Origin of the sequence: Nocardioides deserti (genome assembly GCF_014266025.1) — a bacterium.
Classification (GTDB): domain Bacteria; phylum Actinomycetota; class Actinomycetes; order Propionibacteriales; family Nocardioidaceae; genus Nocardioides; species Nocardioides deserti.
In genome coordinates this window covers 51583-67124 of the sequence record NZ_JACMYC010000005.1, presented here as the reverse complement: position 1 = coordinate 67124, position 15542 = coordinate 51583, and the positions used below count along the sequence as shown (strand labels likewise).

Genomic DNA, 15542 nt, shown 5'->3' with positions numbered 1-15542 from the left:
AGGCGGGCGGTGCGGACGGGTGGTGGGAAGATACCCACGGGTAACCTCGCTGGAACAGGGGTTGGTGAGCGAGGTCTCAACCACCGGCCGGTCAGTGGGCGGCGTCGGCGGCCGGCTCGACCAGCTCGACGAGCACCCCGCCGGCGTCCTTGGGGTGGATGAAGTTGATCCGCGAGTCCGAGGTGCCGCGCCGCGGGGCGTCGTACAGCAGGCGCACGCCGCGCTCGCGCAGGACCGCGCTGACCGCCTCGACGTCGGTGACGCGGTACGCCATCTGCTGGACGCCCGGGCCGGAGCGCTCGAGGAACTTCGCGATCGTCGAGCTGTCGTCGAGCGGGGCAAGCAGCTGGATGTGGGAGCCGGAGTCGCCGACGGCCATCATCGCCTCGCGGACCCCCTGCTCCTCGTTGGTCTCCTGGTGGGCCAGGCGCATGCCGAAGGTCGTCTCGTAGAAGGCGATGGCCTGGTCGAGGTCGCGGACGGCGATGCCGACGTGGTCGATGGCGGTGAACAGGTGCCCGGGGATCTCGAGCGGGGCGCCGGTCGAGGTGCTGGAGTCGGTCATGCCCGTCATGGTCGCCGAGGCCCGCGGGGGCCGCGACCCCTTGTGACGAGTGCCTCACGCGGCCCCGTCCGAGACGGTCTTCCGGGCGCTCCTACGCGTGGGTAAGGTCCGCCGAAACGGGCGCCGCGCCACGTGGTTGCCCGCCGTTCCCACCGCTGGAGGAGCACCATGTCCGGAACCGTCATCGTCGCGGGAGCGCGCACCCCGATCGGCCGTCTGTCCGGGGGCCTCAAGGACCTCTCGGCCTCCGACCTCGGTGGTCACGCCATCAAGGGCGCGCTGGAGAAGGCCGGTGTCTCCGGCGAGCAGGTCGACTACGTCGTCATGGGCCAGGTCATCCTGGCCGGCGCGGGCCAGAACCCCGCCCGCCTCGCGGCGGTCAAGGGCGGCATCCCGATGAACGTCCCCTCGATCACCATCAACAAGGTCTGCCTCTCCGGCCTCAACGCCATCGCGCTCGCCGACCAGATGATCCGCGCCGGCGAAGCCGACGTGATCGTGGCCGGCGGCATGGAGTCGATGACCAACGCGCCGCACTTCCTGCCGAAGTCCCGCGAGGGCATCAAGTTCGGCGACGTGAAGCTGGTCGACTCGATGGCCTACGACGCGCTCTTCGACCAGTTCACCTCCCAGGCGATGGGCCTGCTCACCGAGGAGTGCAACGCGGCGAGCGCCAACCTGACCCGTGAGGAGCAGGACGAGTACGCCGCGCAGTCGCACCAGAAGGCGGCCACCGCGTGGAAGAACGGCGTCTTCGACGCCGAGGTCGTCCCGGTCTCCATCCCGCAGCGCAAGGGCGACCCGGTCGTCATCAGCATCGACGAGGGCGTCCGCGGCGAGACCACCGCCGAGTCGCTGGGCAAGCTGCGCGCGGCGTTCTCCAAGACCGGCACCATCACCGCCGGCTCGTCCTCGCAGATCTCCGACGGCGCCGCCGCGGTGGTCGTGATGAGCAAGGCCAAGGCCGAGGAGCTCGGCCTGGAGTGGCTGGCCGAGGTCGGCGCGCACGGCCAGGTGGCCGGCCCCGACTCGACGCTGCAGCTGCAGCCGGCCGCCGCGACCGCGAAGGCCTGCCAGAAGGAGGGCATCGACCCGACCGAGCTCGACCTCGTGGAGTTCAACGAGGCGTTCGCCGCGGTCGGCATCTCCTCGGCACGCGAGCTGGGCCTCGACAACGCCAAGGTCAACGTCAACGGCGGCGCGATCGCGCTCGGCCACCCGGTCGGCATGTCCGGCACCCGCGTCGTGCTCCACCTCGCGCTGGAGCTCCAGCGCCGCGGCGGCGGCGTCGGCGCGGCCGCGTTGTGCGGCGGCGGCGGCCAGGGCGACGCCCTGATCGTGCGGGTCCCGAAGAAGTAGTGCCTCCCCGCCACCAGGCGGACGTCCCGGGCCTCGTCGAGCGCGCACGCGCCGGCGAGGCCCGCGCCGTCGCCCGGCTGATCTCGCTGGTCGAGGACGAGTCGCCGCTGCTGCGCCAGGTCACCGCGGCCCTCGCCCCGCACACCGGGCGCGCCCAGGTCCTCGGCCTGACCGGCGCCCCCGGCGTCGGCAAGTCGACGACCACCAACGCGCTCGTCCGCGAGCTGCGCGCCGCCGGCAAGCGGGTCGGCGTGCTCGCGGTCGACCCCTCGTCGCCGTTCTCCGGCGGCGCCCTGCTCGGTGACCGCATCCGGATGCAGGACCACGCCGGCGACCCGGACGTCTACATCCGCTCGATGGCCTCCCGGGGCCACCTCGGCGGGCTCGCCTGGTCGACCCCGCAGGCGGTCCGCGTGCTCGACGCCGCCGGCTGCGACGTCGTCGTCGTCGAGACCGTCGGCGTCGGGCAGAGCGAGGTCGAGGTCGCCGGGCTGGCCGACACCACACTGGTGCTCCTCGCGCCCGGCATGGGCGACGGCATCCAGGCCGCCAAGGCCGGGATCCTCGAGGTCGGGGACGTGTACGTCGTCAACAAGGCCGACCGCGACGGGGCCGACCAGGTGCGGCGCGACCTCCGCTCGATGATCGCGCTGGCCGACCGCCCCGACGACGGCTGGAAGCCGCCGATCGTCAAGACCGTCGCCCAGGCCGGCGAGGGCCTCGCGGAGCTGGTCGTCGAGGTCGACCGGCACCACGCCTGGCTGAAGCAGACCGGCGAGCTCCGGGCGCGGCGTACGCGTCGGGCGCGGGCGGAGGTCGAGGCCATCGCGCTCGCGTCGCTGCGCCGCAGCTGGGGCGACTGGAGCGACGGAGGCGACCGGTCCGGGCACGGCGGCCTCGACGAGCTCGCCGCCGCGGTGGCCGCCGGCGAGACCGACCCCTGGGCTGCGGCGGACCGGCTGCTGGAGCAGGTGCGGGCCTAGTCGCCGTGGGTCCACCCCCGGTCCACCCTCAGCCGTGACGGGCAGGTCTGGACCGGCGCGCCTCCGCTCGCGTGCGCCGCGGCTCCGGGAAGATCTCGTCGAGCCGTGTCCTGATCCCGGTCGTCGAGGTGGGTAGATGCAGAAGCTGGTCCTGGTCCTGGTCGTGGTGTTCCTCGGCTTCTGGATGTTCACCGATCCCAGCGGGCTCGCCGACGCCGGCGGTTCGGTGGGCAGCACGCTGGTCAGCTGGACCGGGAACCTCTTCGACGCGGTGATCGACTTCGTCGGCGAGCTCTGAGCCGGTGCAGCAGCCGCGCCCGCTCGGCGGGCCCGACATCGGCCGCCACCTCCTGCGGGAGGAGGGCGAGGTCATCGTCGACGAGGTGCGGCACCACTGGGCGGCGTACACGGTTCCGGTCCTCGAGGGGCTGCTCGCCGTGGCCGTGCTGGCCTGGGTGCCGGTGATCCATATCGACCTGGCCGGCTTCGCGCTGGTGCTGGCGATCGGGCTGGCGCTCCACGCCGGCTGGGGCGCGCTGCGCGAGCACCGCGACCGGTTCGTCATCACCAACATGCGCGTCTTCCGCGTGCACGGGGTGCTGACGACCAAGATGGCCACGATGCCGCTGCACCGCATCCTCGACATCACCGTCGTCCGGCCGCTGCACGGGCGGATCTTCGGCTTCGGGCACTTCTGCTTCGAGTCCGCGGCGCAGGAGCAGGGCCTGCGCGACATCCGGTACGTCGGCCGGCCGGTGCAGCGCGACCTCGCCATCCAGCGGGTGGTCCAGCGATCCGGGCTGCGCGGCCCGCGCGTGGGCTGACCGGCCCTCTGCTGGGATGGGGGCGTGGACCTCACCACCGCCCTCCGTCGCCTGCCCGAGAACCCCCGCGTGGTCGTCAGCGGCAACCACGCCACCCCGTGGCACACGCTGCGCCTGCTCGACGCCGTGCTGCCGTCGTACCGCCTGTGGGCGCTCAACGGGCAACCGGGCCTGCCCGACCGCGACGGCGTCACCCTCGAGACGTCGTTCGTGGGGCCGGGGCAGCGGCGCAGCCCACGGTTGTCCTACGTGCCCTCACGGCTCTCGCTGGTGCCGACCCTGTTCGGCGGCGTGATGCCCGTCGACGCGGTCGTGCTGCACACGACGCCTCCGCGCGGGGGCAAGGTGTCGCTCGGCACCGAGGTGAACGTCCTGCCCGCGGCGATCGAGTCGGCGCGCGCCCGCGGCGGGCTGGTCGTCGCACAGGTCAACCGGCACCTGCCGTGGACCTCCGGCGACGCCGAGCTCGACGTGTCGGCGGTCGACGTCATGGTGGAGGCCGACGAGCCGCTCGCGCACGCGCCGGTGCTGCCGATCGACGAGGACTCCGCGCGGATCGGCGCGCTCGTCGCGGGCCGGGTCGGCGACGGCGCCACCCTCCAGGCCGGCATCGGCGCGGTGCCCGACGCGACCATGCGCGGCCTGGCCGGCCGGCGCGGGCTGCGGATCTGGACCGAGATGTTCTCCGACTCCGTCCTCGCGCTCGAGCGGGCCGGCGCGCTGGACACGAGCGTGCCGATCACCTCGTCGTTCCTCTTCGGCTCCGAGGAGCTCATCGACTGGGTCGACGGCAACGAGCGGGTCGTCATGGCCCGCACCGAGACCACCAACGACCCCGGCGTGATCGCCCGGAACCCAGCGATGACCAGCGTCAACACCGCGCTCCAGGTCGACCTCTTCGGTCAGGCCAACGCCTCGCGGATCAAGGCGCGGATCCACTCCGGCTTCGGCGGGCAGACCGACTTCATCGTCGGCGCGCTGCACAGCCCCGGTGGGCAGGCGGTGATCGCGCTGCGGTCGTGGCACCCGAGGGCCGACGTCTCGACGATCGTGCCGCTCGTCGACGAGCCGGTGACCTCCTTCCAGATGAGCGCGGTGGTCACCGAGCAGGGCGTCGCCGAGGTGCTCGGTCACGACCAGCGCGAGCAGGCTCGGCGGCTGATCGAGCACGCCGCGCACCCGAGCGTGCGCGAGGAGCTCCGCGAGGAGGCGGCCGAGCTCGGGCTGGCGGCGCCTCTCTAGAATCGCGGCCATGACGCAGCAGCCGTTCTCGCGCCCCGGTGCCATCGACCTCTCGGCGCTGAAGCGACCCGCCCCGTCCGCCCCGCCGCCGGCCCGCCCGGGTGCGGCCGGCCCCGGCGGTGCCCCCGCCGGCGGCGCGCCCGCCGGCGCCCCTGCCGGAGCGGCCGGCGGGTCGTCGTACGCCGTGGACGTGACGGAGCAGAACTTCCAGACCGTCATCGAGGCCTCGATGACCGCGCCGGTGCTGCTGGTGTTCTACAGCCGCACCCGGATGCCGGAGAGCGGCCAGCTGGCCGACGACCTGGCAACCGTGTCCGCGGAGTACGAGGGCCGCTTCCTCGCCGGCCTCGTCGACATCGACGCCGCCCCGCAGATCGCCCAGGCGATGCAGATCCCGTCGATCCCGCTCGTCGTGGCCGTGCTCGACGGCCGGCCCGCGCCGCTGCTGCAGGACGCGCTGCCGATCGACGAGCTGCGCACCGCGCTCAACCAGGTCATGCAGCAGCTGACCGCGCAGGGGATGACCGGTCGGCACCAGCCGCTGCAGGCCACCGCCCCGGCCGGTGAGGGCGACGAGCCGCAGGTCGACCCGCGGTACGCCGCCGCCCAGGACGCGCTCGGCGAGGGCGACATCGACCGCGCGGTCGCGGAGTACCAGAAGCTCGTCGACGCCAACCCCGCCGACGCCGAGGCCGCCGCCGGGCTCGCCATGGCCAAGGTGCTGCAGCGGACCCAGGGCGTCGACCTCAACGAGGCCCGCGCCGCCGGCGCCGCCAACCCCGACGACGTCGAGGCGCAGACGATGGTCGCCGACCTCGACCTGCTCGGCGGCCACGTCGAGGACGCCTTCGCCCGCCTCGTCGAGCTGGTCCGCCGTTCCTCCGGCGACGAGCGGAACGCCGCCCGCGAGCACCTCCTCGGCCTCTTCGCCGCCGTCGGCAACGACGACCCCCGCGTCATCCGGGGCCGGCAGGCGCTCGCCTCCGCGCTGTTCTGAGGGCCCGGGGGATCGCAGCGGGGAGATGCGTTCCGCCCGGCGTCCCCTCCCGGTCACCCCGATGTCGTCGCCACGTCGACCCGGGCCGACAGCGTCCGTCTCGACCTGTTCGACACGTCCTTTCTCGGGAGACCCCATGCGCATCCCCACCCACCTGTCCGCCCTCCTCGCGAGCGCCGTCGTCGGCGCCGGAGCGGTAGCCCTCGTCCCAGCGCCGGCATCGGCGGCGGCGTCGGCCGCGGGCCAGCCCGAGCACGTGGCGGTGGTCAACACCGCCCACCGCGGCGCGATGGGCCACGCGCCGGAGAACACCCTGGCCGCCTTCCGGCTGGGAATCCAGCAGCACTCCGACCTGATCGAGGCCGACGTCCAGCGCACGCGGGACGGCGTCCTGGTGCTCGTCCACGACACCACGCTGCGGCGCACCACCGACGTCGAGGAGGTCTTCCCCGACCGGGCGCCCTGGCGCGTCGGTGACTTCACCTACGCCGAGATCCGTCAGCTCGACGCCGGCTCGTGGTTCTCCGAGGAGTTCGCGGGGGAGCCGGTGCCCACCCTGGCGCAGATGGTCGAGCTCGTGCGTCCCAGCCGCGCGGGCATCCTGATGGAGCTCAAGGCGCCGGCGCTCTACCCGGGGATCGAGCAGCAGGTGGCCGATGCCTTCGCCTCCTACCCGGGGTACGTCCGGTCCGCGGTCCGTGCCGAGCGCCTGGTCGTGCAGAGCTTCGACTGGCAGTCGATGGCGCGCTACCACGAGGCCCAGCCCTCGGTGCCGGTCGGTCTGCTCGGCCGGCCCGACGAGTCCCGCCTCGCGGAGCTCTCGGCGTGGGCGGACCAGATCAACCCGAGCTTCCGCACCTTCGACGCGGCCTACGTCGACCGCGTGCAGGAGCTCGGCATGGAGGTGCACACCTACACCGTGAACGCGCCCGCCGACATGCATGCCGTCCTCGACCGTGGCGTCGACGGCGTCATCACCAACTACCCGGACGTGCTGGAGGACGTGCTCGCCGAGCGGCGAGGAGCGGCCGCCGCAGCCTGAGCGTGAGAAACCGACCGCGGGGTCCCTGGGGCCCCGCGGTCAGCCGCGGCCGGACTCGGTGTACGCCGGCCCGCCGGCGAGGTTGGCGACCGCGGCGCGCAGGCGGCGGGCGGTGAAGTCCGCGCAGAGCCGGTCGGCCTCGTCGAGGGTGTGGAACTCCGCGGAGCGGATCTCGCGGGCCTGCTTGACGATCCGGTCGGTGATCGAGGCGTCGTGGACGCCGCCGTCGAAGACCAGGCACAGCGCGTCGTCCCAGCCCGACCACGGCGGTAGCCAGTCGGTCAGCAGCAGCCGGCCGGGCTCGATGCTCAGCCCGAGCTCCTCCTCGACCTCGCGGCCGACGGCCACGCGCGGCGACTCGTTCACCTCGACGACGCCGCCGGGGAGGTCCCAGTCCTGCTTGTAGGTGAGCTGGCAGAGCAGCACGCGGTCGTCGTGGTCGCGCAGCAGCATCTGACCGATCGCCCGCTTGCGGGGGAGGAAGGAGTTCAGCAGCGCGCGGAACCCCTCCGGCTCGGAGGTGGGCACGTCGGTGGCGAGCCGGGCGTAGACGATCCGGTCGACCGGCGCGCCGGCGACGGTCACCCCGCGCATGATCCCCTCGCGGCGCATCCCGGACCAGGTCGCGGTGCGCTGGCCGACCTCGTCGGAGGGGTCGACCAGCGCCTCGACGCGAGCGTGGGTGGTGAGGGCCTCGGCCACCTCGCGGCGTACGACGTCGACGGGCTCGCCGGCGCACCAGGAGATCCGCGCGACACCCTCGGCGACGGTGGTCACGCTGGGCGGCTGGTCGGTCACGGGATCACCCTAGGGGGCCGCCGGTGACCGGCTGCGCGGGTCCTTGCCGCGGTCACGCCTTCCGGCGGAACCAGACGGTGGCGAGAGGCGGCACCACGATGTCGGCGTGCGCGGGCAGTCCCTGGTGCTCGCCGGCCACCGCGGTGATCGCGCCGAGGTTGCCGACGCCGGAGCCGGTGTAGGTCTCGGCGTCGGTGTTGAGCACCTCCTCCCACACCCCCTCGGCGGGCAGCGCGAGCCGGTAGCCCTCGTGCGGCACGGCGGAGAAGTTCGCCACGCACACCAGCTCCGACACGTCGGTGCTCCCGGAGCCCGCGACACCGGCGGCACCGGCCGCGCCGGCGACCTCGGGGGCGTCGGGCACCCGGCGCACGAACGAGAAGGTGTTGCGACCGGCGTCGTTGGCGTCGATCCACTGGAAGCCGGCCGGGTCGTGGTCGGCCGCCCACAGCGCGGGGGAGCCGGTGTAGACGCGGTTGAGGTCGCGGACCAGCGAGTGCACGCCGCGGTGCTCGGGGTGGTCGAGCAGCCACCAGTCGAGCTCGCGGGACTCCGCCCACTCCGACTCCTGGCCGAGCTCGGCACCCATGAACAGCAGCTGCTTGCCCGGGTGGGCCCACATGAAGCCGAGGTAGGCGCGCAGGTTCGCCAGCTGCTGCCAGCGGTCGCCGGGCATCTTGCGCAGCAGCGAGCCCTTGCCGTGCACGACCTCGTCGTGGCTGATCGGCAGCACGTAGTTCTCCGACCACGCGTAGACGAGGGAGAAGGTCATCTCGCCGTGGTGGTAGGCGCGGTGGACCGGCTCGTGCGCGACGTACCCCAGCGAGTCGTGCATCCAGCCCATGTTCCACTTGAAGCCGAAGCCGAGGCCGTCGGCGGAGGTCGGCCGGGTGACGCCGGGCCAGGAGGTGGACTCCTCGGCGATGGTGACGATGCCGGGGACGCGCTTGTAGACGGTCGCGTTCATCTCCTGGAGGAACTGCACCGCCTCGAGGTTCTCTCGGCCGCCGTGCTTGTTCGGCGTCCACTCGCCCTCCTCGCGGGAGTAGTCGAGGTAGAGCATCGAGGCGACGCCGTCGACGCGCAGGCCGTCGGCGTGGAACTCCTCGAGCCAGTAGACCGCGTTGGCGTAGAGGAAGTTGCGCACCTCGTGGCGGCCGAAGTTGAAGATGTGGGAGCCCCACTCCTTGTGCCAGCCGCGCTGGGGGTTGGGGTCCTCGTAGAGCGGCGTGCCGTCGAAGCGCGCCAGCGCCCACTCGTCGGTCGCGAAGTGGCCGGGCACCCAGTCCAGGATCACGCCGATGCCGGCCTGGTGCAGCTTGTCGACGAGCAGCTTGAAGCCGTCGGGGTCACCGAAGCGCGAGTCCGGCGCGAAGTACGACGTGACGTGGTAGCCCCACGAGCCGCCGAACGGGTGCTGCATGACCGGCATCAGCTCGACGTGGGTGAAGCCGAGGTCGGCGAGGTACGCCGGCAGCTCCTCGGCCAGCTCGGCCCACGACCAGAAGCGGCCGTCGGGGTGCTTCTTCCACGACGCGAGGTGCATCTCGTAGACCGACATCGCCTCGGCGACCGGCTGCTTTGAGGGCCGCTCGGCCATCCAGGCGTCGTCGCCCCACTCGTGGGTCGACTCGTAGACCAGCGAGGAGGTCGCCGGCGGCTGCTCGGCCCACGCGGCCAGCGGGTCGGCCTTCTCGCGCCACTCGCCGTCCTGGCCGAGGATCGCGTACTTGTACGCCGTGCCGGTGCCGAGGCCGGGCACGAACAGCTCCCAGACGCCCGAGCTGCCGAGCTGGCGCATGGGGTGCTCCCGGCCGTCCCAGGAGTTGAAGGAGCCCTTGAGCCGCACGCCGCGGGCGGACGGCGCCCAGACCGCGAAGGAGGTCCCGGAGATCTCGCCGGCGTAGTGGTGGACGTGCGCGCCGAGCACGGTCCACAGCTGCTCGTGGCGGCCCTCGTTGATGAGGTGGAGGTCGACCTCGCCGAGGGTCGGCAGGAAGCGGTACGGGTCGTCGACGTCGACCGGGTCGCCGTCGTACGTCACGCGGACGCGGTAGTCGGGCACCTCGGAGACCGGCAGCACGCCGGCCCAGAAGCCTTCGTACTCGTGCTCGAGGCGGGTCTCGCCCCACGCGCCCACGACGGTGACGCTCGAGGCCAGCGGCTTGAGCACGCGGACGGTCACGCCGCCCTTGTGCGGGTGGGCGCCGAGCACGCTGTGCGGGTCGCCGTGCCCGCCCGCGAGTAGCAGGTCGAGCTCCTCGCGGTCGACCGGCTTCACGGTCGCGGGGGAGGGCGTGCCGGCAGGGGTGCTGCCGGCAGGGGTGCTGCTGGGAGTGCTGCCGGGAGTGCTGGGCGTGGTCATGCGGCTCCGATCCGTGCGACGGCCTCGAGCGGGATGGACACCCAGCCCGGCCGGTTGCGGGTCTCGTAGACGGTCTCGTAGACGGCCTTGTCGGCGACGTACGCCGCCAGGAGGACCTTCGCGTCCTCCGACGGCTCGCCCCCGGCGTAGGCCGCCAGGAAGTGGTTGCGGTTGCGGTGGGCCCACTCGTCGGCCCGGTAGGCGAGCTGCGCGGCGGCCTCGGCGTCGTCGTCGGCGAGGTCGACGCTCTGCTTCTCGACCACGCGCGGGGCGTAGTCGAAGGAGCGCAGCATGCCGGCGACGTCGCGCCAGGGGCTGTCCGGCTCGAGCCGCTCGACCAGCGGCTTGGCCGGCTCGCCCTCGAAGTCGACGATCTTCCAGCCCTTGGCGGTGCGCAGGGTCTGCCCGAGGTGCAGGTCGCCGTGTACCTGCTGGACGTCGACGCCGTCGAGCGCCGCGAGCCGGTCGTACGTCGCCCGCAGCGCGTCGGCGTGCTGGGCCAGCTCGGGCACGACCTCGAGCGCTGCGTCCAGCCGGGCGCGCATGCCGGCGGCCAGCGCCCGGGCGGCCTCCGGGCCGCGCCGCTCGGTGGGGAAGTGCTCGCGCAGCAGCGCGTGCACCTCGCGCAGCGTCAGCCCGAGGCGCTCGGACTCCCCGGCGAAGTCGCCGCCCACCTCGTGGGCGTGCAGGTCGCCCTCGGCGTACAGGTCGCGGACGCTGGTCAGCGCGAGGTCCCAGCCGTCGGTGGCGGTGCGCAGGAACTGCTGGAGCATCGCGAGGTGGTACTCCTCGCCGCCCTCGTCGGTCCACGACATCCAGCCGTAGAGCGCGGCGACGTCGGTGGAGCCGGCGGCGGTCAGCGCCCGGTGCACGGTCACGTCCGGGTTCGCGCCCGGCGTGACCTTGCGGAAGAGCTTCATGATCGAGTCCTCGCCGAACTTGACCGAGGAGTTCGACTGCTCGCCGGAGAACAGCGAGGCGGTGACGTCGGGGTCCAGGTCGTGCCCGGGCAGCCGGTGGAAGGTCAGCCCGGTCGGTCCGGAGACGGGGTCGTCCGCGGCCGCCACGAACGAGCGCAGCCAGCAGGCCATCGCCTCGCGGTCGTGCAGCGCGTCGTAGGCGTGCACCCAGCCGATCCCCGGCTCCTCCCACCAGCCGACGAAGGCGTGGTCGAGCCGGCCCTCCGCCTCGGCGTAGAACGCCAGCGGCACCTGGTACGCCTCGGTGCCGCCCTCCGCGTCGCCGTAGGTCAGCTCGACGAGGTGGTCGACCACCGCGGGCCCGGCGTCGACGCAGCCGGGCACCTGGCCGATCCGGCGCACGCCGGTGACCTCGAAGGGGCGCCCCTTGCCACCGAACCAGCGGGTCTTCTCGAGGTACTCGACGAAGACCTGCCGATCGAGGTGGTCGGTGGAGAGCCGGTCCAGCGGGTTCTCGCTCACAGCAGCTGTCCCTCCTCGGCGTGGTCCGGCCTGGTCAGGCGGAACCAGTAGAAGCCGTAGCCGCTCATCGTCAGCAGGTACGGAAGCTCGCCGATCGCCGGGAACGGCACCCCGCCGAGCAGCTCGACCGGCACCATCCCCTCGAACCGGCGAAGGTCCAGCTCGACCGGCTGCGGGAAGCGGGAGAGGTTGTTGACGCACAGGATGATGTCGTCCTCGCCGTCCTGCGCGTGCTCGCGGACGTAGGACAGCACCGAGGGGTTCGACCCGCCCAGGTCGGTGAAGGAGCCCAGGCCGAACGCCGGGTGGTGGCGGCGGGCGTGGATCATCCGGCGGGTCCAGTGCAGCAGCGAGGAGGTGTTCTCCATCTGCGCCTCGACGTTGACCGCCTGGTAGCCGTAGACCGGGTCCTGGATCGCCGGCAGGTGCAGCTTGCCGGGGGTCGCCGAGGAGAAGCCCGCGTTGCGGTCCGGGGTCCACTGCATCGGCGTGCGCACGCCGTCGCGGTCACCGAGCCAGATGTTGTCGCCCATGCCGATCTCGTCGCCGTAGTAGAGGACCGGCGAGCCGGGGAGCGAGAGGAGCAGCGCGGTGAACAGCTCGATCTGGTTGATGTCGTTGTCGAGCAGCGGCGCCAGGCGGCGACGGATGCCGATGTTGGCCTTCATCCGCGGGTCCTTGGCGTACTCGTTCCACATGTAGTCGCGGTCCTCGTCCGTGACCATCTCGAGCGTGAGCTCGTCGTGGTTGCGCAGGAAGATGCCCCACTGGCAGCCGTGGGGGATCGGCGGCGTCTGCTCGAGGATCTCCGAGATCGGGAAGCGCGACTCGCGGCGGACCGCCATGAAGATGCGCGGCATCACCGGGAAGTGGAAGCACATGTGGCACTCGTCGCCACCGGACTCGAAGTCGCCGAAGTAGTCGACGACGTCCGCGGGCCACTGGTTGGCCTCCGCGAGCAGCACCTTCCCGGGGAAGTGCTCGTCGACGTACCGCCGCACCTTCTTGAGGAAGTCGTGGGTCTCGGGGAGGTTCTCCCCGTTGGTGCCGGGCCGCTCGTAGAGGTACGGCACGGCGTCGAGGCGGAAGCCGTCGAGGCCCATCTCGAACCAGAAGGCGATCGCCTCGAGGATCGCGTCGTGGACCTTCGGGTTGTCGAAGTTGAGGTCCGGCTGGTGGGAGAAGAACCGGTGCCAGTAGTACTGCTGGCGCACCGGGTCCCACGTCCAGTTCGACGGCTCGGTGTCGACGAAGATGATCCTCGCCTCCTGGTAGAGCTCGTCGGAGTCGGACCAGACGTAGAAGTCGCCGTACGGGCCGTCGGGGTCCTCCCGGCTGGCCTGGAACCACGGGTGCTGGTCGCTGGTGTGGTTCATGACGAAGTCGATGATCACGCGGATGCCGCGCTTGTGCGCCTCGTCGAGGAACTCGTGGAAGTCCTCCACGGTCCCGATCTCCGGGAGGATGTTGGTGTAGTCCGCGACGTCGTAGCCGCCGTCGCGCAGCGGCGAGGTGAAGAACGGCGGGATCCACAGGCAGTCGACGCCGAGCCACTCGAGGTAGTCGAGCTTCTCGATCAGGCCCCGGAAGTCGCCGGTGCCGTCCCCGTTGGAGTCGCGGAAGGAGCGGACCAGCACCTCGTAGAACACCGCGGTCTTGAACCAGTCGGGCTGGCGCGCGGTGTCGTCGGGGAACGGGTCGCCCTCCGGCGCTTGGCCCATCGGGCTCAGGTGCTGCCCGGGCTCGGGGCCGGGCTCGGGCTGGGACGGGTCGTGCTGCTCCGGCGGGCTCGTCGGGGCCTGGGTCACCGGGTCCTCCTCACGGTCAGGACGTGCGCGGGCTCGTGGTAGGGGTCGAGCCGGACGTAGTTGTGCTGCGACCAGCTCCAGTCGGCACCGGTGATCTCGTCGTGGACGCCGAACGACTCGCCCTGCTCCATCCCCATCGCGGGCAGGTCGAGGTGGACCATCGTCTCGCGGGTGGCGTGGGGGTCGAGGTTGACCACCACGACCACGTCGTCGTGCGTGCCGTCCGCATGGATGTGGTGCTTGCTGAAGACGAGCACGTTCTCGTCGTCGCTGGAGTGGATGACCACGTTGCGCAGCAGCTGGAGGGCCTTGTGCTGCCGGCGGACCTCGTTGAGCCGGGTGAGGTACGGCGCCAGCGTCCGGCCCTCGCGCTCGGCGCCGTCCCAGTCGCGGATCCGGACCTGGTACTTCTCGGAGTCGAGGTACTCCTCGCTCCCGGGCTTGACCGCCACGTGCTCGTAGAGCTCGTAGCCGGCGTACACGCCCCAGCTCGGCGACCCGGTCGCGGCGAGCGCGGCGCGGATCTTGAACGCCGCCGGTCCGCCGTACTGCAGGTAGGCGTGGAGGATGTCGGGGGTGTTGACGAAGAAGTTCGGCCGCATGACGTGGTCGGACTCGGTCGCCAGCTCCCGGAGGTACTCCTCGATCTCCCACTTGGCGGTGCGCCAGGTGAAGTAGGTGTAGCTCTGGTGGAAGCCGACCGCGCCGAGGCCGCGCATCATCGCCGGGCGGGTGAACGCCTCGGAGAGGAACAGCACGTCGGGGTCGGTGCGCCGGATCTCCTTCAGCAGCCACTCCCAGAAGGCCACCGGCTTGGTGTGGGGGTTGTCGACGCGGAAGATCCGTACCCCGTGCGCCATCCAGTGCTTGACGACGCGGAGCACCTCGCGGCAGATGCCGGTCGGGTCGTTGTCGAAGTTGATGGGGTAGATGTCCTGGTACTTCTTCGGCGGGTTCTCCGCGAACGCGATCGAGCCGTCGGCGCGGGTGGTGAAGAACTCCGGGTGCTCGGTGACCCACGGGTGGTCCGGCGCGGCCTGCAGCGCCAGGTCGAGCGCGACCTCGAGGCCGAGCTCGCGGGCGCGGGCCACGAACGCGTCGAAGTCCTCGATCGTGCCGAGGTCGGGGTGGACCGCGTCGTGGCCGCCGTGGCGCGAGCCGATCGCCCACGGCGAGCCGGGGTCGTCCGGGCCGGGGGTGAGGGTGTTGTTCGGGCCCTTGCGGTTGACCTCGCCGATCGGGTGGATCGGGGGAAGGTAGATGACGTCGAAGCCCATCGCGGCCACGGCGTCGAGCCGCTGGGCCGCGGTGCGGAACGTGCCGCTCGTGACCGTGCCGGTGGCCGGGTCCTGCGTCGCCCCCTCGGAGCGCGGGAAGAACTCGTACCAGCTGCCGTAGAGCGCCCGCTCGCGGTCGGCCCAGAGCGGGTAGGGGCCCTCGACCGTCACGAGCTCGCGCAGCGGGTGCGCGAGCAGGATCGCCTCGAGCTCGGGGGACTGGAGCACCGCCAGCCGGGCGGCCGCGGGCCGCTCGGTGTCGGAGCACGCCTCGATCGCGCCGTCCACCACCGACCGGGCGGCGGTGTCGGAGCCGTCCAGGTCGCCGCGGACGCGCTCGAGCAGCAGCCGGCCCTCGAGGAACATCAGGTCGACGTCGACGCCGGCGGGGATCTTCAGCCCCGCGGCGTGCTGCCAGGTCGCGACCGGGTCGGACCAGGCCTGGATCTCGAAGGTCCACGAGCCGCCGACGTCGGGCGTGACCCACGCGTCGTACCGGTCGGGGACCTCGGCGTGCTTGGTCATCCGCACCGGCGGCCGGCGGGCGCCGGACGGGTCCGTGAGCACGACCTCGGCGCCGAGCCGGTCGTGCCCCTCCCGGAAGACCGTGGCGCGGACCGGCAGCGGCTCGGCGACGGTCGCCTTCGCCGGCTGCCGACCGAGGTCGACCACGGGCATGACGTTCATGACGGGGATGCGTCCGACCATCTCTCCAACCTAGTGGCGGGCCGCGACGGGCACGCAAGTCGTGCCGACGCGGGGTGCGGGCGGTGCCGCGCGGGGTTCTGGCTAGGGGGCAAGTACCCACGACGGCGCGGCCCGAACGGATCGGGACGAAAC

13 protein-coding genes are annotated in these 15542 nt (G+C 72.4%); 7 read left to right on the top strand and 6 right to left on the bottom strand.

Annotated elements, in window-relative coordinates:
• Window positions 1-91: 91 nt before the first annotated feature.
• The gene (gene mce, locus H7344_RS10340; protein ID WP_222130513.1) at window positions 92-565 is read right to left on the bottom strand and encodes a methylmalonyl-CoA epimerase; all 474 of its coding nucleotides are present in this window, start codon (window positions 563-565) and stop codon (window positions 92-94) included.
• Between the two features lie 168 nt (window positions 566-733).
• Between mce and H7344_RS10335 the strand changes: the two genes are divergently transcribed.
• The 7 genes from H7344_RS10335 to H7344_RS10305 all read left to right on the top strand — a co-directional run bounded on the left by H7344_RS10335 (window position 734) and on the right by H7344_RS10305 (window position 7012).
• Complete coding sequence (locus H7344_RS10335) at window positions 734-1924, top strand: acetyl-CoA C-acetyltransferase (RefSeq protein ID WP_186345963.1); 1191 nt, start codon at window positions 734-736, stop codon at window positions 1922-1924.
• Window positions 1924-2907: a methylmalonyl Co-A mutase-associated GTPase MeaB gene (gene meaB / locus H7344_RS10330; RefSeq protein ID WP_186345962.1), complete on the top strand. Its 984-nt coding sequence runs from the start codon at window positions 1924-1926 to the stop codon at window positions 2905-2907. The genes H7344_RS10335 and meaB overlap by 1 nt, the downstream gene beginning before the upstream one ends.
• 136 nt (window positions 2908-3043) lie before the next feature.
• The gene (locus H7344_RS10325; protein WP_186345961.1) at window positions 3044-3205 is read left to right on the top strand and encodes a hypothetical protein; all 162 of its coding nucleotides are present in this window, start codon (window positions 3044-3046) and stop codon (window positions 3203-3205) included.
• A gap of 4 nt (window positions 3206-3209) precedes the next feature.
• Window positions 3210-3731 carry a PH domain-containing protein gene (locus tag H7344_RS10320; RefSeq protein WP_186345960.1) on the top strand — a complete coding sequence of 174 codons (522 nt, stop codon included), beginning with the start codon at window positions 3210-3212 and terminating at the stop codon, window positions 3729-3731.
• A 24-nt stretch (window positions 3732-3755) separates the two neighbouring features.
• Window positions 3756-4973, top strand: a complete 1218-nt coding sequence (locus H7344_RS10315; protein ID WP_186345959.1) for an acetyl-CoA hydrolase/transferase family protein — start codon at window positions 3756-3758, stop codon at window positions 4971-4973.
• Between the two features lie 10 nt (window positions 4974-4983).
• Window positions 4984-5970, top strand: coding sequence for a co-chaperone YbbN (locus H7344_RS10310; protein ID WP_186345958.1), 987 nt, complete (start codon window positions 4984-4986; stop codon window positions 5968-5970).
• Window positions 5971-6106: 136 nt separating this feature from the next.
• Window positions 6107-7012: a glycerophosphodiester phosphodiesterase gene (locus H7344_RS10305; RefSeq protein ID WP_186345957.1), complete on the top strand. Its 906-nt coding sequence runs from the start codon at window positions 6107-6109 to the stop codon at window positions 7010-7012.
• Between the two features lie 39 nt (window positions 7013-7051).
• On the opposite strand, the gene H7344_RS10300 is transcribed toward H7344_RS10305, so the two are convergent.
• The 5 genes from H7344_RS10300 to H7344_RS10280 are packed head-to-tail and all read right to left on the bottom strand — an operon-like array spanning window position 7052 to window position 15410.
• Window positions 7052-7810: an NUDIX hydrolase gene (locus H7344_RS10300; protein WP_186345956.1), complete on the bottom strand. Its 759-nt coding sequence runs from the start codon at window positions 7808-7810 to the stop codon at window positions 7052-7054.
• A gap of 52 nt (window positions 7811-7862) precedes the next feature.
• Window positions 7863-10175 carry a 1,4-alpha-glucan branching protein GlgB gene (gene glgB, locus H7344_RS10295; protein WP_186345955.1) on the bottom strand — a complete coding sequence of 771 codons (2313 nt, stop codon included), beginning with the start codon at window positions 10173-10175 and terminating at the stop codon, window positions 7863-7865.
• The gene (locus tag H7344_RS10290; protein WP_229707134.1) at window positions 10172-11617 is read right to left on the bottom strand and encodes a maltokinase N-terminal cap-like domain-containing protein; all 1446 of its coding nucleotides are present in this window, start codon (window positions 11615-11617) and stop codon (window positions 10172-10174) included. Before H7344_RS10290 ends, glgB begins: the two co-directional genes overlap by 4 nt.
• Window positions 11614-13425: a maltose alpha-D-glucosyltransferase gene (treS, locus tag H7344_RS10285; protein WP_444544114.1), complete on the bottom strand. Its 1812-nt coding sequence runs from the start codon at window positions 13423-13425 to the stop codon at window positions 11614-11616. The genes H7344_RS10290 and treS overlap by 4 nt, the downstream gene beginning before the upstream one ends.
• Window positions 13422-15410, bottom strand: coding sequence for an alpha-1,4-glucan--maltose-1-phosphate maltosyltransferase (locus tag H7344_RS10280; protein WP_186345954.1), 1989 nt, complete (start codon window positions 15408-15410; stop codon window positions 13422-13424). Before H7344_RS10280 ends, treS begins: the two co-directional genes overlap by 4 nt.
• Window positions 15411-15542: the final 132 nt, after the last annotated feature.

What these genes read in the sequence shown, in the direction of transcription:
- mce (WP_222130513.1), bottom strand. Translation starts at nt 565, where the DNA reads ATGACCGACTCCAGCACCTCGACCGGCGCCCCGCTCGAGATCCCCGGG.
- H7344_RS10335 (WP_186345963.1), top strand. Translation starts at nt 734, where the DNA reads ATGTCCGGAACCGTCATCGTCGCGGGAGCGCGCACCCCGATCGGCCGT.
- H7344_RS10325 (WP_186345961.1), top strand. Translation starts at nt 3,044, where the DNA reads ATGCAGAAGCTGGTCCTGGTCCTGGTCGTGGTGTTCCTCGGCTTCTGG.
- H7344_RS10310 (WP_186345958.1), top strand. Translation starts at nt 4,984, where the DNA reads ATGACGCAGCAGCCGTTCTCGCGCCCCGGTGCCATCGACCTCTCGGCG.
- H7344_RS10305 (WP_186345957.1), top strand. Translation starts at nt 6,107, where the DNA reads ATGCGCATCCCCACCCACCTGTCCGCCCTCCTCGCGAGCGCCGTCGTC.
- glgB (WP_186345955.1), bottom strand. Translation starts at nt 10,175, where the DNA reads ATGACCACGCCCAGCACTCCCGGCAGCACTCCCAGCAGCACCCCTGCC.
- H7344_RS10280 (WP_186345954.1), bottom strand. Translation starts at nt 15,410, where the DNA reads ATGGTCGGACGCATCCCCGTCATGAACGTCATGCCCGTGGTCGACCTC.